The organism is Bacteroides sp. D55t1_190419_B8 (assembly GCF_015558905.1).
Lineage (GTDB): Bacteria > Bacteroidota > Bacteroidia > Bacteroidales > Bacteroidaceae > Bacteroides > Bacteroides vicugnae.
The window spans coordinates 25,642-49,262 of the sequence record NZ_JADMOU010000036.1; the positions used below are offsets into that span (position 1 = coordinate 25,642).

20 protein-coding genes are annotated in these 23,621 nt (G+C 38.9%); 12 read left to right on the forward strand and 8 right to left on the reverse strand.

Annotated elements, in window-relative coordinates:
• Positions 1–7: 7 nt before the first annotated feature.
• The 5 genes from I2I13_RS21515 to I2I13_RS21535 all read right to left on the reverse strand — a co-directional run bounded on the left by I2I13_RS21515 (position 8) and on the right by I2I13_RS21535 (position 6,765).
• Positions 8–2,008 carry a CoB--CoM heterodisulfide reductase iron-sulfur subunit A family protein gene (locus I2I13_RS21515; protein ID WP_195650470.1) on the reverse strand — a complete coding sequence of 667 codons (2,001 nt, stop codon included), beginning with the start codon at positions 2,006–2,008 and terminating at the stop codon, positions 8–10.
• Entirely contained in the window at positions 1,996–2,862 is an 867-nt protein-coding gene (locus I2I13_RS21520) for a CoB--CoM heterodisulfide reductase iron-sulfur subunit B family protein (protein WP_148364419.1), read from the reverse strand. Before I2I13_RS21520 ends, I2I13_RS21515 begins: the two co-directional genes overlap by 13 nt.
• A 2-nt stretch (positions 2,863–2,864) precedes the next feature.
• A complete protein-coding gene (locus I2I13_RS21525) occupies positions 2,865–3,419 on the reverse strand; it encodes a 4Fe-4S dicluster domain-containing protein (protein WP_195650471.1) in 555 nt (184 codons plus the stop codon).
• A 102-nt stretch (positions 3,420–3,521) separates the two neighbouring features.
• A complete protein-coding gene (locus tag I2I13_RS21530) occupies positions 3,522–3,959 on the reverse strand; it encodes a hypothetical protein (protein WP_148364417.1) in 438 nt (145 codons plus the stop codon).
• Positions 3,960–4,041: 82 nt separating this feature from the next.
• Entirely contained in the window at positions 4,042–6,765 is a 2,724-nt protein-coding gene (locus I2I13_RS21535; protein WP_195650472.1) for a transglutaminase domain-containing protein, read from the reverse strand.
• A 324-nt stretch (positions 6,766–7,089) separates the two neighbouring features.
• Between I2I13_RS21535 and I2I13_RS21540 the strand changes: the two genes are divergently transcribed.
• Both I2I13_RS21540 and I2I13_RS21545 read left to right on the forward strand, forming a co-directional pair.
• Complete coding sequence (locus I2I13_RS21540) at positions 7,090–7,227, forward strand: hypothetical protein (protein ID WP_167511728.1); 138 nt, start codon at positions 7,090–7,092, stop codon at positions 7,225–7,227.
• A 93-nt stretch (positions 7,228–7,320) separates the two neighbouring features.
• Complete coding sequence (locus I2I13_RS21545; protein ID WP_148364415.1) at positions 7,321–8,499, forward strand: aminopeptidase C; 1,179 nt, start codon at positions 7,321–7,323, stop codon at positions 8,497–8,499.
• Positions 8,500–8,708: 209 nt separating this feature from the next.
• On the opposite strand, the gene I2I13_RS21550 is transcribed toward I2I13_RS21545, so the two are convergent.
• From I2I13_RS21550 to dinB, 3 genes are all read right to left on the reverse strand, one after another.
• A complete protein-coding gene (locus tag I2I13_RS21550) occupies positions 8,709–9,410 on the reverse strand; it encodes a DUF4627 domain-containing protein (RefSeq protein WP_074557373.1) in 702 nt (233 codons plus the stop codon).
• Positions 9,411–9,470: 60 nt separating this feature from the next.
• Entirely contained in the window at positions 9,471–11,405 is a 1,935-nt protein-coding gene (locus I2I13_RS21555) for a heparinase II/III family protein (RefSeq protein WP_195650473.1), read from the reverse strand.
• A gap of 325 nt (positions 11,406–11,730) precedes the next feature.
• Positions 11,731–12,822, reverse strand: coding sequence for a DNA polymerase IV (dinB, locus tag I2I13_RS21560; RefSeq protein WP_148364413.1), 1,092 nt, complete (start codon positions 12,820–12,822; stop codon positions 11,731–11,733).
• A 215-nt stretch (positions 12,823–13,037) separates the two neighbouring features.
• Here dinB and I2I13_RS21565 point away from each other — a divergent pair, with 215 nt between their 5' ends.
• The 10 genes from I2I13_RS21565 to I2I13_RS21610 form a co-directional block, all read left to right on the forward strand.
• On the forward strand, positions 13,038–14,465 hold the full coding sequence (locus I2I13_RS21565) for a DUF4419 domain-containing protein (protein WP_195650474.1): 1,428 nt from the start codon (positions 13,038–13,040) through the stop codon (positions 14,463–14,465).
• A gap of 280 nt (positions 14,466–14,745) precedes the next feature.
• Entirely contained in the window at positions 14,746–16,113 is a 1,368-nt protein-coding gene (locus tag I2I13_RS21570) for a site-specific integrase (RefSeq protein ID WP_195650475.1), read from the forward strand.
• A 79-nt stretch (positions 16,114–16,192) separates the two neighbouring features.
• Positions 16,193–17,617 carry a hypothetical protein gene (locus tag I2I13_RS21575; RefSeq protein ID WP_118036712.1) on the forward strand — a complete coding sequence of 475 codons (1,425 nt, stop codon included), beginning with the start codon at positions 16,193–16,195 and terminating at the stop codon, positions 17,615–17,617.
• A gap of 180 nt (positions 17,618–17,797) precedes the next feature.
• Positions 17,798–18,124, forward strand: a complete 327-nt coding sequence (locus I2I13_RS21580; protein WP_061474004.1) for a DUF3853 family protein — start codon at positions 17,798–17,800, stop codon at positions 18,122–18,124.
• An 83-nt stretch (positions 18,125–18,207) separates the two neighbouring features.
• Complete coding sequence (locus I2I13_RS21585; protein ID WP_022471604.1) at positions 18,208–18,396, forward strand: hypothetical protein; 189 nt, start codon at positions 18,208–18,210, stop codon at positions 18,394–18,396.
• A 138-nt stretch (positions 18,397–18,534) separates the two neighbouring features.
• Complete coding sequence (locus I2I13_RS21590) at positions 18,535–19,614, forward strand: hypothetical protein (RefSeq protein ID WP_122201300.1); 1,080 nt, start codon at positions 18,535–18,537, stop codon at positions 19,612–19,614.
• 152 nt (positions 19,615–19,766) lie between these two features.
• The gene (locus I2I13_RS21595; RefSeq protein ID WP_061474000.1) at positions 19,767–20,114 is read left to right on the forward strand and encodes a hypothetical protein; all 348 of its coding nucleotides are present in this window, start codon (positions 19,767–19,769) and stop codon (positions 20,112–20,114) included.
• A 12-nt stretch (positions 20,115–20,126) separates the two neighbouring features.
• Positions 20,127–21,887, forward strand: coding sequence for a hypothetical protein (locus I2I13_RS21600; protein WP_195650476.1), 1,761 nt, complete (start codon positions 20,127–20,129; stop codon positions 21,885–21,887).
• 95 nt (positions 21,888–21,982) lie between these two features.
• The gene (locus tag I2I13_RS21605) at positions 21,983–22,861 is read left to right on the forward strand and encodes a BT4734/BF3469 family protein (protein ID WP_195650477.1); all 879 of its coding nucleotides are present in this window, start codon (positions 21,983–21,985) and stop codon (positions 22,859–22,861) included.
• 465 nt (positions 22,862–23,326) lie between these two features.
• Positions 23,327–23,621 (forward strand): metallophosphoesterase (locus tag I2I13_RS21610; RefSeq protein ID WP_195650478.1); only part of this gene is annotated, 295 nt, incomplete at its 3' end.

Consider the following 23,621-nt stretch of genomic DNA (forward strand, 5'->3'; position numbering starts at 1 on the left):
TCTCTTTTTAATGGTTCAGCAATGCCATCACTTCGGCATAGACCTGTTCATTGGAATATCCTTGTATATCAATAGATTTGGAACGGCAGAAAGCAACACAAGTACCACAACCCTGACAAAGTCCGGGATTTACTTTAGCAACTGTCTTTATTACATTCCCATTCCTGTCTTTTATTTCTTCACGTTCGATAGCCTGATAAGGACAAGCTGTCTGACACATGAAACATCCTACGCAAGTACTGAATAACGGAGGGGCAGTACGATTGACAACGGCTATCAACGGCTCACGAACCAGATTTGCCTGTGAAAACAATCCTGCTACTTTCACAGCGGCTCCCGAAGCCATTCCCACTGTTTCGGGAATATCTTTCGGTGCCTGACAGGCTCCTGCCAGATAGATTCCGGCTGTATTCGTTTCCACCGGTTTCAGTTTGGGGTGAGATTCGGCAAAGAACTGATAAGGGTCATAGGAAATATGCATCTTCTGCGCCAGTTCTTCCGCTCCCTTGTTGGCGACTCCCGCTGTTGCAAGCACTACCATGTCAGCTTCTATCTCGACAGGTGATGCTCCCAACAGGGTGTCTACTCCTTTAACAATCAATTTACCGTTCTTCTCATATATGCGGGCGACGCGACCACGGACGTAATTCACTCCATCCTCTTCAATGGCACGGCGCACAAATTCTTCATAATTCTTTCCTCCGGCACGAATATCCATGTAGAACACGTACGATTCGCCACCATGTACCTTGTGCTGATAAAGCATCGCATGTTTGGCAGTGTACATACAGCATATCTTAGAGCAATAAGGAATTCCTTTGGCCGGATCACGGGAACCGGCACAGGCTACAAATACAATCTTTTGAGGAATCTGTCCGTCAGACGGACGGCGAATCTCTCCGAATGTAGGACCGGAAGCCGATGCCAGACGCTCAAACTGCAATCCGGTAATGACATCTTTGTATTTTCCATATCCATATTCAGGGAAAAAGTCGGTATTCAATACATTGAATCCCGTAGTCACTACAATTGCTCCGACTTCTTCGGTGATAATACGGTCCTCTTGTCCGAAATGGATAGCCCCCGTAGGACATAGCTTTTCACAAACTCCGCATTTACCATTGCGATAATGGGTACAATGTTCTTTATCAATCACCGGTTTATTGGGCACTGCTTGCGGAAAAGGAACATAAATAGCTGTACGCATTCCCAAACCGGCATTAAATTCGCTCGGTATCTTCTTGTTGGGACATTTAGTCGTACAAAGTCCGCAACCGGTACATAATTTCTCATCAATGCTCTTCGCTTTCAGGCGTATACTGGCTTTAAAATTACCGATAAAGCCTTCCACATGCTCCAGTTCGGCATACGTATAAAGAGTGATATTCGGATGCTGCGCTACTTCCACCATTCGGGGAGTAAGAATACACTGCGAACAGTCTAATGTAGGAAAAGTTTCCGAAAGCTGTGACATATGTCCGCCGATGGACGGTTCTTTCTCTACCAGAATGACCTGATGTCCGCAATTGGCGATGTCCAGACTTGCCTGAATTCCGGCAATTCCTCCTCCAATCACCAGTGCTTTTTTGGTGATAGGAACCTGAATGGGGACCAAAGGATGATTCCGCTTTACTTTTTCAACCAGACTTTTGACAATATCGACAGCCTTACGGGTAGTTGCCTCCCCTTTCTCATGTACCCAAGAGCAATGCTCACGAATATTAGCTATCTCGCACAGATAAGGATTCAATCCGGCTTCCGCACATGCCCTCCGAAAGGTAGGTTCATGCATTCGCGGAGAACAGGCAGCAACGACAACGCCATCCAATCCATATTCTTTAATGGCGTTCTTAATCAATGTCTGTCCCGGATCGGAACACATATATTTATAATCGATGGCATAGGCAACGCCTTCCATTTCTTTTGCCGCCTCGGCCACTTTTTCGCAGTCGACAGTTGCACTGATATTTTCACCGCAATGGCAGATAAAAACTCCTATTTTAGACATACTTCCGCCTCCTTCAAATTTACAGCTACAAAATGACGTCCCAGTCCCAATTCCTTGGGAGTCAGTCCGACAGCCAGTCCGATAGCCTGTGTGATATAAAGAACCGGTATGGTAACAGGTTTTGCCAGATAGTGGTTGATAGCAGGGCGACGCATATCCAAATTAGAATGACACATCGGACAAGCCACAATCACGGCTTCCGCTCCCCGGTCGTCAGCATCTTTCAGAATATTTCCCGAGAGACGTCCTACAAGGTCTGTGCGAGAAACGGACAAGCCCGCACCGCAACACTCCGTTTTGAAAGCCCAGTCAATAGGAGTGGCACCAATCAGAGACATGATTTTGTCCATGCTTTGCGGATCTTCCAAACGGTCGAAGTTTAATATTTTATGGGGACGCACCAGCAAGCAGCCATAGTAACAAGCCACTTGATGAGCAAAAGGACGTACTATCTTCTCTTTTAATGCATCCAGCATATATTTCTCTATCATCTGGATGACATTCAATATTTTCACATGACCGAGGTAGCGCATTCCAACTGTAGTCAGTATTTCATCCTTCAATGCTTCATTGTGCATTAATTCGTATTGAGCCACACTCAACCGATTGTAACAGGAAGCGCAGGGGACAACGATTTCTTGAAATCCCTGTTGTTCTGCCAAAGCCAACACACGGGTAGGTAAGGCAAGAGACAATTGTTTGCTCATGGAGTGAGCAGCCGTTGCACCGCAACAGTTCCAGTCTTTCAACTCGATCAGTTCGAGTCCCATCGCCTGTGCCAGTGCTTTGACTGATTCATTATATTCACGAGAAGTTCCGTTTAGCGAACATCCCGGATAGAAACCGATTCTCATAGTTACTTTTGAGTCTTTTCAATGGTTTGTGCAAATATCTTTTTGATCATATTCTCATCTTTTACCCGTTCCGGAAGAAGGTTGAGCTTCCCTTTGACGAACATAACAGGAGCCACATTCAAATCCTGTGTCAAACGTAAGGTACGGGCTTTAAAACCTGCCACCAATCCAACCTCGTAGAGTCTTCCTGTTCTTTTTACTGATTCGAGAAAAGCGGAATGGAAAGCTACAACAGGGCGTGACTCTTTACTAATGCATCCTTCTTGACGGGATTTCTCACGCAGATAGTCCATCACTTCAGGAATGTTTATTTCTTTGGGACACCGGGCAATACAGTTTTCGCAATTCAAGCAAATCCAAATGGCATTGGAACTTAACACGCGACGGTCATTTTGAGCATTTTTTGTCTGCAACAACCGGAGAATATAGCTGGGAGCATAATCCATCTCCTCTGATAACACACATCCGGCCGTACATTTGCCACACTGGTAGCAATAAGACACATCAATACCCGTCTTTTGTTCCAAGTCACAGGAAATACATTCTTTGTTTTCCATGTTGACATGAATAAAATAGATAATAATAAAAATAAAGGAAAGAGTGGCAGAGAGGTATCAGAATAAGACACACCTCACCCAACCAAAAGAAAAGAATATTGTCTAAATGAGAATATGCGCCAATGTGTAGACGTAATACTTACACGAATATTTAGTGTAATTGACATCAAGGTCGGTATGACCCAAACGATTCTCCGGAAGCTGAACATTCAGAGAGCTCAATATCTGTATAATCACAGTATTTGTATTGAACTTCAAGTTCTTGAAAGGAACAATGCTTCTCGGAAAAGAGATATTATCAAAAATGCAGTCACTGACTTTACAATTGGATGTCTCATCAACAAACTGCGAATGCGTTTTTTTACTTGACTTATCGAAGCCGGCAGAAGAGACACAACAACATGACTCTACTTTATATTGCATATCATTAACCCGGATTTCAGTTTCTTTCTGAAATCCCTGCAAATCTTTATCGGAAACATTACTAAATCCCAATACCAGAAATGCGCATGCTAATATGCAAAAAATATACTTAGTCATAATTTGTTGCAAACGTAATCATTCTTTTCCGAAAAAAGCATATTAAGAGCAAGAATTAACGATTATTCATACAGCCTCTTTCCTATAATCCATGTACAACTTTCATCAATTGTTCCCCTAAACCGATTGTATATCCTTGAGAAACAAAGACTATCCTATTAAATGTGTCGGCAATAATAAAGACCGGCAGGATGGAATTATTCAAGTTCATAGCTGCCACAATTTCTTTCCGAATGCTGTCATCAGTATCAATACCGTAAGTGATGGTAGACGGAAGTCCCTTGAATTCGTCAGCATTAAATTTCTTGTATTGTTCTTCCGAAGGGAAAAGAAAGACCATCTTACGCCCCCACTGTTCAAAATCATTGCCTAGAGCGGCTATGTCTCTTAACGCATGATTGGTAGGTTCCTGCCCTGCCCCGAGAACAGCCACCACAAAATAGCCACGACCGCAGGTTTGCAAAATACTTTGCAGCCCGGTGTCACCGACCGGCCGATAGATCGCTTCTGAATTAAAATTGCCGATCACCTGTACCTGATCTTTGCTTTCACGCATCACAAGATCAACTGTCGTTGTCTTACCCGGTTCTATCGTAAAAAACGTAATGTTGGAAAGCACTGCGCCACTTGCCAGACGGGTTCCGGTCACCATCATATAATAGCCTTCATCAAACTCTCTCCCATATCTTAATAAATTATGCCATGTAGTCCCATCCCCCATATCTGTCTCTCCTTCGTCATAATTCAACAACTGGAAGGTACCATCTTTAAACTTGGAAAGAGTGAAATGCGAATAATATTTAGGATTATCTAATGAACGGATAGGCGTATAGGTAGCTTTCAATACTCCTTTTTGGGACAATGCGGATTCTGCTGTCTCGAAATCGACATCTTCCGGAGCAAATTCTTTATTTAAGACCTGTACCTTTCCGGTCACTTCATCAATCCGGGCAGACGCCCATCCCATGCTCCGGCAAGCTGCTACAAAGAAAATATCACGTGACTTTTCATCAGCCACCCGTGCTTTCCACACACCCATCGGAGAGATCGGAATCTGTTGGGAATTCAATTCATTATTGATTTTAATTTCTTTTCTACACCATTCTATTAATACCTTAGGATCACGCTTCATGCTATCGGGAACAGACTGGTAAACAGTTTTTTCAATCGCTTCGCGAAGTACCTTTTTATAAGGAGTCAGCATTTCATTGGCTACACGAGGAGGATTGAGGTACATTCTTTTAAAACGTTCGGTATCTATCTTTTCCCAATCCGAAAGATTCGTTTGCAAATGATCATTCAATACATCCAGAGTTACATCACGGAGGTCTTTTGCCGAAAGACTCTCTAATATCCACATGGCACGTATTTCTTCCCATGAGACAGCATCTTTCTCTTTCCTGACAGGCAAAAGGAAGTCTTTCAATGTTTGGTAGTTTCCGCGCGAAGCAACCAGAAAGTCTGCCAGTTTTTCTTTCTTTTCCGATTGTAAAGCATTTCCATACAGCTTGTCTACCCACTCTTCGGCTTGTTTTTCCGTCATCATTGTTGCCACATACGCATTACGGATGGAGTCTTCTTGCGCCATTCGCCGATCATTCTCTGCACGCTGTTCGGGAGTGACTTCGGGGATATTCGCCCCTTCTACCGGAGGAATAAGATCCATTGGCAAGGAATAAGTTTCCCCTTCTTTCTTATCTAAAGAGAGATGCAATGCATTGTCTTTTCCAAAAGATAATTTAGCATAGCCAAATCGTCCGTCACGGGATGCCCAAACCAGCATATCTCCTTTACCGGCAGTCAGGCTGGCTTTCCCTTCTGCATCTGTATACTTCGTAGCTACTGTATAGAACTCTGCATAATTGTATATCTTAAATTCAACTTTAGCGTCTGCTACCACTTGTCCTTCGGCATCCGTCACCGTCACGATAGCCTTAGCGGTAGGCGCATAATTATCAATCACATTGATTTCCGTATAATTCGGCGTTTCAAGCATCATTTCCTCCGGACCGTTATAACGCCCGAAGACTTTCGTATGCATCAACATTCCCCGACTGGCAGGAGCATTGAACCATCCCAGATTCAAAACCGGCTCCGGCTCACAGGCTCCGAAGAAATACCAATGTCCATCCGCCCATGCTTCCACCCAGGCATGATTATCATCCGTATGCGCCCAACGAGGCGTATACACCTGACGCGCCGGAATACCAACCGCCCGGAGAGCAGCTACCGTAAATGTAGACTCTTCACCACAACGCCCATACGCCGTCTTGACGGATGCCAATGGCGAACTGGTACGCGCATCACTCGGACGATAGACTACTTTCTCATGACACCAGTGATTCACCTCTAATATAGCCTCTTTCATCGGCAGCCCCTTCACCCTGTCTTTCAGCTCGCCATAAAACACACGACGGGAATCGTCCAGATTCTCATTATTCACCCGGATCGGCAAAACAAAATGACGGAACACTTCATCGGGAATCTCCTTTCCCCAAGGCATTTCGCTATGCGTCTGCTTTGACAGCCGGACATTTTCCAGATAATAATCTCCTGAATAGTCCGTCACATCCCCTATCGGCATATAAGCATAGAGAAACATCAATGCTTCGCGCTCGTAGACTGATAAAACAGAATCGGCAAAGATCGCAAATAAATCTCCATGAGGAAGTGCCTGTTTTTTCAGTTCAAAGTCTTGAGCCACTTGATTCCGGTAGGCTTCTTCTTTGAGAAAATGAGCGTTGTTACAAGCAAACAGCACAATTGACAAAATCAGGATGCACAAAAGATGGGTGAATGTTTTCATACGAGTGTTTGGTTTATTCTAATAATAAGGTTGCTGACTGACAAAAATACAAGAATATTTTCTGAAAGCCTAGATAAGTACATAAAAATGTGATAGATAAGAATAATATTGTCATCAACGGAGAATTGCGGGCATTTTGTAACAGGTTTGTAACATGGACCGTGTTCGAACCCTTATAAAAAGAAAATTCAAATGAAAAAGAAGATTTTTATGTTTTACAGCATATAATTCAAAAACAATTCGTATCTTTGCAGTGTTATTAGAGAAAACAAGATGTAAAATCGCTCTTCAAAACGTGGAGGGCAAAAAAAGAGGAAACAAATTATGAAAAAGAATGCAAATGAAAAAATTATGATGTTACAGTACCGTATTAAACGCTATCAAGCAATGGGAAATGGTGCTATGTGTCAAACCTTGAACGGTAAACTTCAAAAACTGCTGTCACAGCAGGTTGTCATGTAAATAAACACACTAATTATAATAAATAGAGCGAGGAACTTTCGAGTATCCTCGCTTTTTTTATACATTTGCAGAAGAAAGATAATAAAACACATTATGAAAAAGCTATTTATGTCGGTTGCGCTGCTTTTACTAGCCGTAACCTCTTTTGCACAAACACCCGGTTATGAATTCACAACCGTTGTATCTCACAAAGCAACACCTGTCAAAGATCAGGGCTCCACAGGAACCTGCTGGTGCTTTGCCACCGCTTCTTTTATGGAGTCGGAACTGCTCCGTATGGGAAAAGGAGAATATGATCTCTCGGAAATGTTTATCGTCCGCCAGAAGTACATGAATCAGATCGAAGACAATTACCTGCGTCGTGGTAAAGGAAGCATTGGGGAAGGAAGTTTGGCACACACTTTCAAGAATGCTTATAAGAAAGCGGGAATCGTTCCGGAAGAAGTATACACCGGACTGCTAAACGACAGCAAAGATCATAACCACGGAGCATTGTCACGTTACCTCAAAGCATTGGTGGATGCAAATATTGCTTCTAAAAAGCGTACTCCGGAATATGATGCGCTCATCAACAATCTGTTCGACATTTATTTGGGCAAGCTTCCTGAAAAGTTTACTTATAAAGGCAAGGAATATACGCCTCAATCTTTCACTGAAAGTTTGGGATTGAATATGGATGATTATATCGAGCTGACCAGTTTCACTCATAAACCTTATTATGAAACCTTCTCACCTGAAGTGCCTGACAACTGGGAGAATCAACCGATGTATAATCTTCCGCTGGACGAACTGATCGGGGCTATTGACTATGCATTGAACAAGGGATATACCGTATGTTGGGATGGTGATGTCAGCGAACAGGGTTTCTCTTTCAAGAACGGAATCGCCATCAATCCGCAAGTAGAGGACGTGAAAGATTACTCAACTACCGATCGTGCCCGTTTTGAAGCTATGCCTAAATATCAGCGTATGGATGAAGTGTTCAAGTTCGAGCATCCTTATCCGGAAATCAATGTTACACCGGAAATCCGTCAGGACGGTTATGAGAAGTTTGTAACGACCGATGACCACCTGATGCACATCACCGGCATTGTAAAAGACCAGAATGGTACTAAATATTATATTACCAAGAATTCCTGGGGAGCAGAAAGCAACAAATCCGGAGGTTATCTGAATATGTCTGAAAGTTATGTACGTGCCAAAACTATTTGTGTCATGGTTCATAAAGATTCTCTGCCAAAGGGTTTGAAGAAGAAACTCGGAATCCAATAAGCCGCTTGGTATCACCCTAAATAGAGGGTTGATTATTCTATGGATGTCTATATATTAAGTATGTGTTCTTAATAATTTAGGCACGGATTACACGGATTAACACGGTTACTTTGTAGCAATGACAATACTTAAGACCGTGAAATCCGTGTAATCCGTGCCTAAAAAAGATAGCAATTTATGAGTGACAGGCACTTACCCACCCTTAGTTTTTATTTTTTTCTCAATGTCACGTCGCTGATTTCTACAACGCCACCTTTGTTTTGTGAAAGAATAGCCAGATAGCAATCTTTCAGAATAGCAGCGTCATCATCCGTGTCAGATACTTCCAAGTCAGCATTTGCCTTCTTGCTGCTAATAGCATTAACCACTTGTCCCATATCATAATAAACCACTACTTTAGTCCATTTATCAGCATCTTTAATCTTAAAGTTATACTGTGCACCCGAAGCATTCGGTTGAGCATCCGCATCATAATCTCTACGCATGAAGAAAGTGGTATTGTACTTACCATTATCGTTCTTTTCTTCATTGGTCTGTTTGATGTATACACCTACCGGAGTACCAGCTTCTTTAGCTTTTGCATAGAAAGTAAGAACATAGATGCCTTTTTCCAAACCATCGGTAATACGTTGTCCCAGAAAAGCCTTGTACCAAGAGATATTTTTTTCGGCACCGGAATTATCAAATTTCATCGCATTCGGATATTTGGCATCTCCCGTTTGTTCCCAAGCAATAGTAGTTACTCCGTCAGCTTCATTATTCAAAATAAACCACTCTCCTGCGGCAGCTTTGTTAGCGTTAGTCACTTTAGTCTTTACTTCGGTAGCGAATTTTTCATTCTTTATCAGGTTCTGTGCACTTACACTTACTCCTGCAATGACCAAAAGGCCGGCAAATAAAACTTTTTTCATCTTACTGTGATTTAAATGTTTATACTTTATTTTTTCTTATTTAAAAGAATCTACTTCATCTTACTTCACTTGTTGGATCACAAATTCATATTTACCAGTCGCTTTCTTTTCTTCTGTCTTTAGTGTGATGCGGTAAATCTCCTTGCCCCATACGTTAGACAGGCGCGGATCATCTAATTTGATTGTTTCCAGTTCTGCTTTAAATTGTGACGGATAATGCATTTCCACCTTTTGTCCCTTCACTTCGATTCGGATTTTCCCTTCAGACGGGAAAGTAACATTGCCCCAAGTTAAGAAATTCAGTTGATTAGGAGCAATAACCTCATCTAATGTATAAGTATCGCCAATAGTTAATTTATTATTATCAAGTGCGTAAGAGCGAATCCAACTTTTCACTTTCGCCTCTGCCGGATAAGCAGTAGCTATATCAGTAGAGAATGTCCGTTTCTTCTCATTGCAAACTGTATTTGTCGCTTTATACTGCTGACCGAATTTTTGCGGTACTCCGTTAATCATCGGCAAGTTGTGATAATTGCTCTGCATGGTCCAGATAGTATAGCGGTCTTTACCGAACGTCTGTTTGGTATAGGTACCTACACCGGCATCAATAATCACGGGAATCGTATTCACGTATAGAGAGAAGGTCCCTACATCATTGTGATTATGACTTTCGTTATTAAATCCGCCTTTAGCGGCAACGAACATACCATTCTTGTTCTTCATATAGCAGAATTCCGTTTCGGGATACCAGGTAACATCCGGCATATCATGTTTCGGAGTTGCTTTTGCGAGTTCATTACAGCAAAGCAGAGACTGGAGCGAACGGAAAGCATCGTTGCCCATGGTGGCATACGGCTTTCTCCCATTCAGCAGGTAAGCGGCAAAATGCATCATTTCATCGCTGTTTACAGCTTTACCGAAACGATAGATTAATAAGGGATCACCTCCTCCTTGTGCCGATGCGTCAGCAAAGTTCACCACCCAGCCATTACCCACGTATGAGCGGGACATATATTCTCCCATCCGGCGAATCATCGGTTCATTGAACAGAGACAGTTTACCACCTGTACCATCGGAGAGTATCTGCAAATAATCATAGAGTTTTCCGGCAGCATGTCCCCAGTAGGATGTACCTTCTTCACAAGCACCGTCAGACTTCACGAAATTGATAAATTTGTCGACTGATTGCATGGAGCGGTAAACGGCTTTTGCCAACTTGTCTTTATTGTTCTCCATCAGGAAGAAACATTGCAGGGCATTTGAGTTACACCAGGGATTCCAGTTGTTGATGATTTCCCCCGGTTTCCAGTTAAAAGCCATCCACCACATTTCATCGTCGTTCATATATGGATCGAGAATACGTTCTTTGATTGCTTTACGCATTTGTAAAGATACCACGGGATTGATTTTGTCGAATGGTTTACGGAAGAAATAGTGTACCCAAGCCATTAAAGCTCCATATCCGCCTGAACCGAGGTCAATAATCTGTTCACGGAAATCGGGCAGTGAACGTTTGCTGCTCTGGCGAGGCAAGTGTGCGGATAAAACCCATGAATTCATTTCACAGCTCATATATGCTCCGTTCAGTAGTTGGTCGATGAAACGTCCTTTTCCTTCAGCCAGTTCGGCGAGCATCAGGGTGTTGAGTGCCTGACGGTTGGCGTCATAAGGAACTTCCATCACTTTCCGGTTACCGCTACGTTCGTACTCCAAATAAGCAGTGGCAGGTATCAGCTGCCATTTATAGTCGAGGAGTTTTTCACCGGCTTCGATGAGGCGTTGTTTGTTAGGTCCCATCAACGAGTCCCAAGCGGCGCGATCTGTATAAGCAGGGTAAGGCACCCAAGCCTGTTTCATTACCAACACGTTTTTCAACGTAGTTTCGTCTGCCGCTTTCTGCAGCATATTGCGTTCGGTATATGCGTTTGCCTTGAAAGAAAGACTTCCCAAAGCTGCTACCAGAAAAACACAAAGCAAATGTTTCATTCGAGTCATGGTATTTTCATTCATTTAAGTATTGCAAAGATAGTGTATCTGATAAAAAATGAGGTGAGCAAATCATACGAACCTAATGACAAAAAAGTACATACTTCAAAATTTGTACTCATAATTGCTTCATTTTAAGCTTTTAGGTTATAGAACAATCGATTTCACTCATATTTAAACAGAGATTTCTTCTCAAAATACAGAGATTCCGTTCCAAGAAAACAGAGGTGCAATTTTAGCTAAACAGCGGCTCTGTCTTCCTTAAACAGAGCCGCTGTTTAGTCCAAATAAAGGCTCTATTTTGACATCCTGTTCTCTTCCCGTTTTTCATACCTTAATCCCAATCGCTAAATTCAAAACTCAACTGTTCCCAAACACCGTGTTGCTCATCGGCTTCTTCTTTCGGATTGGAGACAGAAAGCCCGATGAGACGGATTGGATGTTGTTCATATTCCACACTTTTAAGCAGTTCCTTGGCAAGCGGGAGTACCCGGTCTAAGGTAGTCAGTTCCTGCGATTGAGTAAGGCTTCGGGTGATCTGGCTAAAATCATGAAACTTAATTTTCAAGGTAAGCGTGTTTCCTTTGAAGTCTTTTCGCTGGAGACGTTCAATCAGTTCTACTGCAACGTGATATAATTCGATTATGACCGATGAACGGGCCGAAATGTCCCGTTCCAATGTACGTTCACAGCCGATAGATTTACGAATACGAATTGCTTCGACAGGGCGTTCGTCAATGCCTCGCGAACATTCATAATACAGCGTACCTGCTTTTCCAAAATGACCAGTCAGCATTTCAAGAGAACATTTCCGTAGTTGAAGTCCGTTGTGGATACCCAGCAAATGCATCTTCCTGGCAGTCACAGGTCCCACTCCCCAGAAAGATTCAATAGGAAGACAGGCGATAAAATCAAGAGCTTGTTCCGGGTGAATAGTACATAAGCCGTCCGGTTTGCGATAGTCCGAAGCTATTTTAGCTAAAAATTTATTATAAGATACTCCGGCAGAGGCAACAAGGTTGAGTTGCTCGCGAATCTTCCGCTTTATTTCCTTGGCTATATCCACAGCTAGGGAAATATCTTTCTTGTTTTCAGTAACATCCAGAAAAGCCTCATCCAAAGACAGAGGTTCGATGAGGTCTGTATATTCGTGGAAAATCTCATGTATCTGACGGGAAACGGATTTATAAACATCCATCCTGCCGGGTACAAAGATGAGTTGGGGACAAAGGCGTTTCGCCTTTTGGGAGGACATGGCCGAACGGACACCATAACGCCGGGCTTCATAGCTGGCAGCAGCCACAACTCCCCTCTCTTCAGCATGACCTACTGCCAAAGGTTTGCCACGAAGTTCAGGATTATCACGCTGTTCTACAGAGGCATAGAAGGCATCCATGTCGATATGTATAATCTTTCTCTGCGTCATTCTTTAGGATTAGCAGAGCAAACTTACTACAAATTCCCGAATAATTCCCGCTTATCGGCTCAAGAAATAATACGCTTATGTTTTTTATAGATATAAATCAAAAAACATTTAATATCCTGTTTAATCTACTTCTTATAATGTTATATTTGCATATCGTCTATGAAAAGCATAGACATACCTGATAAGTTTATGCCACCATAGAATCATTTAAGATTATGAAAAACATACTTTTTGGCTTATTAATATCTTGCAGTGTTCCCATATTCGCTCAAAATGGAATCACCTTTAAAGTTGAAAAGCTTTCAAAGCCTGAAGAATTACTCCATTTGAATTCCCAAGACGACATTTATAAAAGTCTTATATTATCGTACATGAACATAGAGCCTTATGAAATAAAAAAGAAGCATATCGAAATTCCTTATCATATCATTGCAAAGAGCCAATCTCCTGACAGTCTGGTATCTTTTGGTCCTAATTCTTTTTTCAACGGTATGTATCAGGCTTATGCAGATCACAGGCCATTTGTTCTGTCCCCAGACATGATTTGGCTACTAATCAGCCAGGGATTTGCCCGGCATATAAATGCCAATCAGGAATCGATGAGAAATGATCTCGTTGACTTCTCCGGCAAACTGTCCTTAATTGTAAGAGCGGACAAGAAACTGGAAGACCCTACTTTTTCATGGGAAGAGATCTTTCCCCAATTCACAAAACAAATATCAGAACACGTCGGTAACCATCTGACTGAGTTGCTTACCTGTAATTTTTCAACAACCACCTCCTTAGAGAAAGTTGCTTCTGAAATAACAATCATGGAAGCTGTGAAGCCATACTTTGAGTTTATAATCATACGCATTGTCTGTGGAATACCTGAAATAACCCTCGAAGGAACTCCGGAGGACTGGGAGAAAGTTCTACAGAAAGCCAGAAGCCTGAAAGAATATAAACTTGAATGGTGGATTTCCGAACTGGAACCTCTTCTGGAAGAATTTGTCAAAGCCTCCAAAGGCCAGGTGGACAAAAGCTTCTGGCGCAATATGTTCAAATATCATTCACAGAAGCAATACGGCGCTCCGAATATTATTGACGGATGGATTGTTAAATTTTTCCCGTATGACAAGAAAGGAAAAAGAAATAATCTGAAACAGCTTGAAGGCAGAAATTGTCTCCCCGACGAAATAGTGAAGGTAGATGTAAAGTATCAGGAAGTATATCCCGATGCCGTCAAAGAGACCCCATTGGAATTTTGGGCAGGTTTCATCGGACTGGAGCAAAATAGTAAGAATTTTGCTCTGCGACCACAAATAGGTTGGATGGTCAGAAAGAAAGACGTTAACAATGACGGATTAAAAAACAAGTTGAGTGCTGACGCCCAAAATGATGGCTGGGGCAGTGGTATTAACATTAGGGTAAAGAAGTTTCCTACTGTCTTGTTAGAACTGAAGGAGATAAAAAGACTGGATATCCAGTTTATCGATAAGATTGATATACCGGATGAAATATCAAAGATAAAAATCAAATCGTTGAACCTATATGGAAAGATAACCAAAGAGGGAATAGAGCGCATTAAAATGCTATTGCCTGATACAGATATAAAGATTAATGGCTCACGAGGGGGAATAAATTCATTGATAGCCCCATAGAAAAGAACACTCAATGTTACTTTTGCAACATTGAGTGTTCTTTTTATAGATACTAATGATCAGTACAAAGTGGAGCTGGAGGTATTGTTGCTTTGATCATAACTGCTTTGATCCGATTACATATATTACTGTATATCAACGCTGTATGTAATTAACCACATCTTTTTATAGCACATAAAATCTTGTATGCTCAAAAAAGGGGGGAATAAGAATTACCCTGTATTCCCCACGATTTTTATTTCTATCTTCGCTGAAAATAAACCTCAAAACAGTAAGACGTATGATAGAAATTAATCACAGTTGTAGAGCATTCCTTAATAATAAGGGACAAGTAGTTATTCGTGTTAGATGGAATAATCGGAAGGACGAAGTTGGTTTTTCTGTTGGTTGTAATGCCGATCCAGACAAATGGGATAAAGAGAACCAAAGAGCTAGGTATAATACTACTCATAAAGTTGGTGGAAAGACGGTGGTAGCTAGAGATATTAACAATCGTATTTCTCAATTTCTAGAGTGCATCGAGGAGTCTTTTACAGAATACAGCTTAAATTCTCAGTTGCCAACCAAAAGGGAATTGAAGGAACTGGTTAATGAGAAGCTGGGACGAATAAAAGAAGAGGTAGTACCAGATAATCCAATAGAGCGGGAAAAGTCTTTTCGTGAAATTTTCAATGACTTTTTAGAAGTTTGCTCCACAGAAAGAAGCTGGAGTGAATCTGTACATCATAAATATGTTCAAGCATGGAATCATTTAAACAGCTGTGATCCCAACATATCTCTAGCGACACTTGATAAGAATAAGATGACAGAACTTAAAAAATGGTATGTAAAAAATGGATATCGTAACCGCACCACTGTAAAACAATTCAGAATATTAAAGTCTTTTCTTAGATGGATTGATGCTAATGGTTATCCGGTAGAGCAAGGAGTACTCAGCTATAAAGTAAACTTAACTGTGACTAAAAAGGAAGTGACTTTTTTGAAATATAAAGAATTACTCCATTTTGCATCTTTCCAATTTCCTAAAAGTAAAGAGTATTTAGATAGAGCTAGAGATATGTTTTGTTTTATGGCGTTTACATCTTTGCGTTATTCTGATTTAAGCGCATTAAAGAGAGCGCATATTTCAAATGGGAATATTGAGATGTATACTCAAAAAACGAATGATAGAATTACTGTTCCTATAATAGAAGATGCTCAAAAGATTATAGATAAATATTCATGGTATCACTCCAAGAACGGTACAATATTCCCTGTTGCTTCGAATCAGAAACTTAATGATTACCTGAAAGAAGCTGCCGAGTTGGCTGGTTTAGATAGAGAGATAGTTGAAACCTACTTTATAGGTACGCAACGGCATGAAGAAATCCATAAGTTTTATGAAACGATAAGCTGTCACGATGGACGTAGAACTTTCGTTTGCTGTTCCTTAGCTTTAGGGATATCTCCGACAGTAGTAATGAGTTGTACCGGACACGCAGATTATGAAAGTATGAAACCGTATATAGAGGTAGCAGACGAAACACAGAAGATGCAAATGGAGAAATGGAATACTCACCAATATAAGTCTGATATCATAGAAAGGCTAGATAAAATGAATCCGGCACAATTGAAAGAACTTTGTGAACATATTAGGAGTATAGCTTAACAAAATTTCATATATTTGAGGCAGCATTCGGGAAAAACGGGTGCTGCTTTTTATTGTAATTGCTTAAATTAATACTATTATGGAAAACGAAAATATCACTTTAAACGAAGCTAGTATTTTCTATAAGAGAATAGACAAGGATACTTATTTAATCGGTAAGGATAAAGATAGTTACGGACAATTTTTAATAGAAGATGCGATCGCTCCATTATTATTCTCTTCGATTAATGAAATCAATAGGAAAAAGATGACAACAGACTCGTTATCTCCAGACCGAAGATTTATTTTTTATTTTTATCTAATGACTTTATATTTTCCAAAATCCATAGCTAGTATCTGGTCTAGTCAGATCCATTCATATTTTGAATATGAATCTAAAACAATTGAGCAAGAATGTCTGAATTTAGATTCTAAAAAAACAGAATTTGCGACAGAATCTTTTTTAAGAATGATTTTCTCTATTATGAATTTGACAGATGCTTTAGATTTTTTGTATCCCGGATGCTTTACGTTTGAAGAAAAAAAATCGTTAGAGAATACATATCAAACAGACCAAAAATCTTTTCCCAAATGGTTTCTTTTTGAATATAGTGATAAAATAAACAATTGGATTAGTGAGATGTTTAAGGCTAAGTTTTTTTATGATGATTATATTAGAAAAAAAATATTAGAAAGAGGATTACCCGTTGTCCATAAAAATGAACAATATGAATTAAACTGGATTTTTATTCAATTTGTGGCTATAGATCGTGTAGTAAGAGAGTTTAGTACTGAATATGAAGAATGGAAAAGTAATATATACACCACTGGTATATTCAATCTAGAGAATGTGATACTAACATATACTTATGCTCTTGATAAACTAAATTGTTTTCGGACATATTATACTTTTTTTGAGAAACGTATATTATCTCCATTTTTTCGCATGATGCATAATAATACGCTAAAAAATGAGGAAAAAGAATGGATTATAAGGAAATTACGAGATTTAGGTATAGATGGCTTTATGCAGGATGAGTATAATATGTATAAACACAAAAACGATGAACATATAATTCACTTTTGTGATATTGTAGATTCTCCATTAACAAATAATGATATTTATCGCTTACCTATGCCAGATGGATTTGATAATAAGAAATTAGTAAAACTTCACCAAGCTTTTTATAGTTATGTTGATGCCGGACAGCCTTTGTGCTTTTTTTTAGGGAGCAGTACATCTAATACTGATACAAAAACTGTATTATGGAATGGTGACCGTCACACCCTTCAAGTTTTTATAAGAGAATTATATGGTAAAGATGCTAAAGGAAAACTTAAAACTGTTCCTGATGGCATATGGAAAATAACCAGTAATATTTTTATGCCGAAAGGGAAAAAGTTAAGTGAGAATACATTAAAAACGGGGAAAATAGGAACAAAACAATTACCGGAAGAGACTAGATTAGAGATAGCGGAGAATATCCAAAAAATAAGAATCTTAAAATGGAAAGATACTAATTGACTCCATTATATAATATTCTATATAACATATATATAACGTTCATATAATTTGCATTATATATCTCATAATCATGGAATTACACTTGCTGTAATTCCATTTTTTTGTGCATATATTTGTGCCAGAAATCAAAACGATCGTAGCAAGGATTTCAATAGAGTAGTAATATAAAATAAATATATAATGAAAACTTTCGAACTAAGAGATAAGCCTCTTTTCCAAGCTACCTTAGGTGATCTGATAGAGGCATTAAATGAAGGGTTTGCTAATGAAGGTAAAGATGGAAGAGCTAACACAAATCCGTCAAGTGAGAAACGGTATGTATATGGTCTATTTGGCATAAGTAAGCTCTTTGGCTGTAGTCAAGCAACAGCTCAAAGAATCAAATCAAGTGGTGTCATCGATGCAGCTATTTCTCAAAATGGGAAGATCATTGTAGTCGATGCAGATCTAGCTCTAGATTTACTAAGAGTGTCTAATAAAAAATGGGGGCGTAAGTACTCCAAGTAATTAACCGGAATAGACAGTTTCGTTGGAAAATATGCCGGCTATTTTCAATGGTGAAGCTGTCTATTCATAAATCAAGAAAAAGCATGAAAGAAAAGAACTGGGAATTACTTGTCTTAAATGAACAGGTAGGACAGATTGGAGAGATTGGTGTAGCTCCAATGGTAACAGTTTCATTAGTGAATGTCCAGCAAGACTCTTTGATAAACAAATCAGAGATGGTCAATGAGGTTCAGCTATGGCTAAATATGCTCAAATATGAGAATAAAATGTAGTGATATAAGATCGATTATAATCAAGTAATCGTGTATGTAACTAATTGAAGTCAAGAAAATTAATATGTGTAAAACGTTTGATTTATTCACTTATATTTGCTCACGAAATTAAAAAAATAACCACTAAAATCTTAGAAAATGGAAGAAGAAAGAAAAACAGTAGGTGCTGTGTTAAATGAGCAGAAAGAACAGAAATCCGCAAAAAAGAATGGTGCAGCTCCTCAAAAAGGTAAGAACGCCTCAGTAGAGTCTCCGAAAGCTGATAAGGAGACTGAACAAGAACCGTTAAAACTCACTCGTGGTCAAATTTTTACTCTCACAACTCTTCTTATATATAAATATCGGTTTGCTCGCATCTTAGTAAACAGGGATATTGATAAGGAGGAGGTAAAAAAGAAGATTGAATCAATCAGAGCCGCAAAGGGTGTTATAACCCCTTTCTTGGTACTTTCGGCTAAGGAATGTATCGAAGCAGGTCTTGATGTAGTGGACTATAATGGCAATGTTATAACCAAGGATACCCCTGATCTTGAACACATTCTAGTGATATTGGATGGTCAGCACCGTTGGGAAGCCATTAAAGAACTTAAAAAGGCTGGTGAGGACTATGAAGCTTACTTTATTCTACCACTTACAGATCAATATGATCTTATGACGATATTAAAGGAGGCGAATACTTCTGTGAATCCTTGGGATGGAATTGATTGGCTAACGATGGCTATCCAGACAGCAAAAGTTCGTGGTCTTGATACTTCCAAGTTGGAATGGCTGAAATCTTTAGCAAATACAGAAAACATTTCTGATTCTGCGGCTTCCTTATTCGTTACTGGGGGTAAAAAGATATACTCAAAAGCCACGATTAAGTCTGCCATTGATTCAAAAGACCCTGATAAATTGGAAACGCTAGTTGATGAGGATGGACTTGACCGTAATAAAAATCTTTATGATGCTGCTATTGCTAAATTGAACATAAAGACAGTTGGCTTGAAAATAACTCCTAAAATGCTATTTAGTTTTGTAGAGCAACTCATTAACAAAAACAAGCCGATTAACGATGCGTATGCTCATGTCATCGAGTTTCTAAATTCTCTTTCAAAAGAGCAGATAGAATCTCTTGATAATGCAAAGAAGACTACTAGCAGGAGCAAAGATCAGGTTATTACAGGTCTTTTCAAGAGTTATTGGAAAGCATTTACCGAGCGAGAAACCTTAAGCTAAAATTGAAAAAATGGAGGGAGGGGTGAGAGACCTCTCTCTTTTAATGAGAATTACGAATTACACTCAAATCATAATTGAAAAGGTTAAACTCTATTTCCTCTCCATAGTGATAAGTTTACCAAAGTGATACGAGAATATAATAAAACAAGGATATGATGACATTACAAGAATTAAAACAAAAAGGATATGTCTTATGTTTGCCGCAAAAGATACGCTTAGACACAGGACTCATAGGAAAACTGACATGCAATCTACATTATAATGCCAACGCACCGATGCTACATGTAATTCCTGCTAAGATATTCTTATCAAGGGGATGGTTGGCTGTAGATGATAACGGAGAATTGATATCTCTTCTTGATACTGATATAGATCGGAAATTAGTATTAATAGAAGATATTAGCTTGTACTTTGCATTGCAACAGACAAGGATACTTGATAGTAATATAGCGGTAGATATACTCACAGAAATGCCAAGAAGTAGAAAATGGACTTTTTAAAGAGATAGCATTATGCCAAAAGTAAGAGACTACAAGGACATAGAAGTTGTGTTCGATCCGTCTGATACAAATTTAACTATTAAACATCAAACCGGAGATGCCATAATTCCATGTAAGGGAGGGGCTTTTATTGTTCCTCTCCCATGTGGAGGTGGAAAGAGTACGGCTACTTGTAATCTGGTTGCCAAGAGATGTGATAAAGGAATCGTAATCTTTGTTGCTACACGTGCCGATGCAAATGATATGAAGAAAAGGCTGGAAAGTCTGTCTCTCCTTGCATTGAAAGACGAAATAGTGATTTTACATCAAGAAGATTATTACTACAGTAGTTACATAGCACATCCTGAACAGGTAACAAAGAAAAAGGTTCTGATTGTTCCCAGTGTTCACCTCTATTTGGATTATCTGCCAGCCCTATTTGCTTATGATAATGAGAAAATAGTTGATATAGCTAAATATACTGGAAACTTAGGAGCATTACTAAAGTCTACCGAAGTACGCAAGTTTTGTATTATAGACGAACAGCCATCCTTTATACAATCCTTTAATACATTTGAACGGCTTAAAATTCTTGCTTATATGGGCAACTTGGGGACATCATCAAAAGGTAGCATCCCCGTTGGAGCAGGTTTATATTACCATTGTTTGGGAATACAGGAAATGAAGGCTGTGAATAGTACATTCTTAAGAAAAACCAACGATCATTTATATAGTACTAAGTCAGCCCTGAATACATATCGAGAGGAAGAGGTATTAGTGTATATCAACCAAAATTATTCAGTTATATGGAATGCAAAAGGGAAGTATTATCCAATATATCACTTTATAAAGGATTGGGTGGTAAAGGGGATGCAGATGAATGTTATCATACTGGATGCTACTGCGGATGTGTTAAGCGATTATAAGAAAACACCTTTTAGGTTGATCCAGAATTCGGGAAAGATGTACTCGTCACCTATAACCTTTCAAGAATTTCCAATGTCCCTTGAAAGATGGTTGTTCGAGAAAGATGTAGACGATAATACAATTCGTGACAGAATACAGGATATAGTTGATGAGTTGGCAGATCAGATACAACAGGCTTCTCCGTTGCTTATTGTCACATGGAAATATATGGTAGCCAGAGACAGTGATCCAGATAAAGAAGATAAGCACCTGAATATAATGACAGTGCTTGAAGAAGAACTAAATAAAAAAGGATTGGCAGGAAAATACAGTATTATCTATCGTGGTTCCGGTCAAGATAAAGCTACCAATGCTTTTAGTAATTATGCAGGCATCTCTTTTGTCGGAGAATGGCGAACGGGCAAATCTGGATTATCCTTGATTAATAAAAACTACGGCATTCATTCGACTGAACGAAGAATAAGAATAGCTGGAATGATCCAAGCTATATGTCGGTTACGGATAAGACAACATAATGGTGATCCGATTCATGTATTCTATTCAGATGATATAGATCCACAGCTAATGAAAGATGTCTTTGATTATTTCAAGGAGAATAGTGATGCGGGGGTAAGCATAAGTGGAATGCCTGTTCTTATGCCAGCGACAAAAAGAACACCTGTATTTCTTAAGAAGGTAGTAGCCTTGTGTGGATATGATCCTAAACTATTGGATACCATAAAGTATTGTAGAACATATACACTTACAATTAGGTTGAAGGACATCCTTGGACTTATCCCTATGAAAGAAAAGAAAGCTCGCTCGTATGATCCGTTAAAAGATACGTTAAAGAAGGAGTATAATATTATCCTCAAAGTGGTACGATAGTAAAAATTCGTTAGGTGGGATATTCTCCTACGATCTACATTACTATTATATAAGAGATTAATAACTTAAATCCCACCTTTTATAATAAATAGAATATGACAGATAAGATAACTTTAATAGAAGGATTATTTAGGCATCAGTATGTCTGTATATCAGAACTACTTGATCTAAAGAATAAAATAGAAACTCCTTATGGATATATAAAGGATATTACTTTAGATATTCAGAGAAATATGGGTAATAAGAAAAAACAAGATTGGTTAAAGAAGAAATTACCTGTAGTTTTGGTTAATGGCATTTTTGGGAAAAGATTAGATACGGCATTATCAGATTATTCTTGCTATATCTGTATAGACTTAGATTATGATCTCCCCAATGAGTTATCGGAAAGAGATTCTGATTGGGTGAAATACACTAGTGATCCCTATGTCAGGATGGCTTTCCATTCCCCAAGAAGAGGAATAAAATTAATTATCCAACATGATTCCCTTGATCCAGCTTTTCATAAAGAACTGTATAGCTCAATCAGTGGGTACTTGGGGAATACGCATATAGATTCTAAATGTGATAATTTGTCACGGGCACATTTCATAAGTTATGATCCAAAGGTATATTATAATGCAGATTCACAGACATACCACTTTGTCCCTGCTTCATCAACAGGCAAGATTACTCCTTATGTGGCATCAAAGACTATAAAAAGTACAGGTACGACATTTTGGAAAAATCTCATGTTACAGCCACCTAAATTTAAGAATCCTGATCAGGCTATAAAGAAAGTACAAGAACTATCGGATAGGTATTTTCCTGTTAGTCGGGGATTTCGGAATTCCAATCTGTTTCGGTTTGCTTGTAAATTACATGACTATGGTGTCTCAAAAGATGATGCTCTTATGTATTTGATGTTGCGTTATGTTGAATCGGACTTTGACGGAACAGAGATTGAAGGGATAGTCGAAAGTGCATATAAATAAAATTAATTGATGCTTGTAAAGTTCTTATTTCTAGTTTACAAAATAGCTAAGTAAGGACTCTCTGCTCAGTGATAGTAAAACAAAAAACTATTAGGATGGTAATCAAGAAAACTTCCTTTCTATCAAACTTGAAAAGAATGAAGCATGTTATCTACTCTTCAACTTACATGCCCTAAAATGATTAATAAAGAGTTATGTTTTACAACTATCTTTTCCCTTTTAACTTCCTTGAAATTATTAGATATCAGCAACCGTCTTAGTTAAAAAATGTCACAAATAAGAAGAGAAAGTATAAATGACAAAATTACAGCACACAAACGACTCGCACATAATCAACTTATAGCATTAATAATAGAAAACAATGGAATGAATTAAGAAAACAATCTTTTTATGCAAAAAAAGATGTTAAATTGATATCTTACATTATGTATATTTGTATATTTGTTGATATAACGTAATATACATATGAGAATCTTACATTTGACAGACTTTCATTATCAGAAAGTACCTAAGTATGACTACGACCAGACAAAGGTTGTAGAAGCTATCGTAAATTCTATTGAGAATAAAAATATTGATTATATTTTTTTTACGGGAGATCTTGTTAATGATGGCAGTTCTTCATCTACTTTTTTAGAAGCTAAAGACTTACTATTAAATCCATTATTACAAAAAACAAAAGATAATGCAGTGTTTTTATGTGCAGGAAACCATGACTTACATAGATATCAAGAAATGCCTGCTATTAAAACTGAAATTG

Coding starts and splice junctions, on each gene's coding strand:
- I2I13_RS21515 (WP_195650470.1), bottom strand. CDS start 2,008: ATGTCTAAAATAGGAGTTTTTATCTGCCATTGCGGTGAAAATATCAGT.
- I2I13_RS21520 (WP_148364419.1), bottom strand. CDS start 2,862: ATGAGAATCGGTTTCTATCCGGGATGTTCGCTAAACGGAACTTCTCGT.
- I2I13_RS21525 (WP_195650471.1), bottom strand. CDS start 3,419: ATGGAAAACAAAGAATGTATTTCCTGTGACTTGGAACAAAAGACGGGT.
- I2I13_RS21530 (WP_148364417.1), bottom strand. CDS start 3,959: ATGACTAAGTATATTTTTTGCATATTAGCATGCGCATTTCTGGTATTG.
- I2I13_RS21535 (WP_195650472.1), bottom strand. CDS start 6,765: ATGAAAACATTCACCCATCTTTTGTGCATCCTGATTTTGTCAATTGTG.
- I2I13_RS21540 (WP_167511728.1), top strand. CDS start 7,090: ATGAAAAAGAATGCAAATGAAAAAATTATGATGTTACAGTACCGTATT.
- I2I13_RS21545 (WP_148364415.1), top strand. CDS start 7,321: ATGAAAAAGCTATTTATGTCGGTTGCGCTGCTTTTACTAGCCGTAACC.
- I2I13_RS21550 (WP_074557373.1), bottom strand. CDS start 9,410: ATGAAAAAAGTTTTATTTGCCGGCCTTTTGGTCATTGCAGGAGTAAGT.
- I2I13_RS21555 (WP_195650473.1), bottom strand. CDS start 11,405: ATGACTCGAATGAAACATTTGCTTTGTGTTTTTCTGGTAGCAGCTTTG.
- dinB (WP_148364413.1), bottom strand. CDS start 12,822: ATGACGCAGAGAAAGATTATACATATCGACATGGATGCCTTCTATGCC.
- I2I13_RS21565 (WP_195650474.1), top strand. CDS start 13,038: ATGAAAAACATACTTTTTGGCTTATTAATATCTTGCAGTGTTCCCATA.
- I2I13_RS21570 (WP_195650475.1), top strand. CDS start 14,746: ATGATAGAAATTAATCACAGTTGTAGAGCATTCCTTAATAATAAGGGA.
- I2I13_RS21575 (WP_118036712.1), top strand. CDS start 16,193: ATGGAAAACGAAAATATCACTTTAAACGAAGCTAGTATTTTCTATAAG.
- I2I13_RS21580 (WP_061474004.1), top strand. CDS start 17,798: ATGAAAACTTTCGAACTAAGAGATAAGCCTCTTTTCCAAGCTACCTTA.
- I2I13_RS21585 (WP_022471604.1), top strand. CDS start 18,208: ATGAAAGAAAAGAACTGGGAATTACTTGTCTTAAATGAACAGGTAGGA.
- I2I13_RS21590 (WP_122201300.1), top strand. CDS start 18,535: ATGGAAGAAGAAAGAAAAACAGTAGGTGCTGTGTTAAATGAGCAGAAA.
- I2I13_RS21595 (WP_061474000.1), top strand. CDS start 19,767: ATGATGACATTACAAGAATTAAAACAAAAAGGATATGTCTTATGTTTG.
- I2I13_RS21600 (WP_195650476.1), top strand. CDS start 20,127: ATGCCAAAAGTAAGAGACTACAAGGACATAGAAGTTGTGTTCGATCCG.
- I2I13_RS21605 (WP_195650477.1), top strand. CDS start 21,983: ATGACAGATAAGATAACTTTAATAGAAGGATTATTTAGGCATCAGTAT.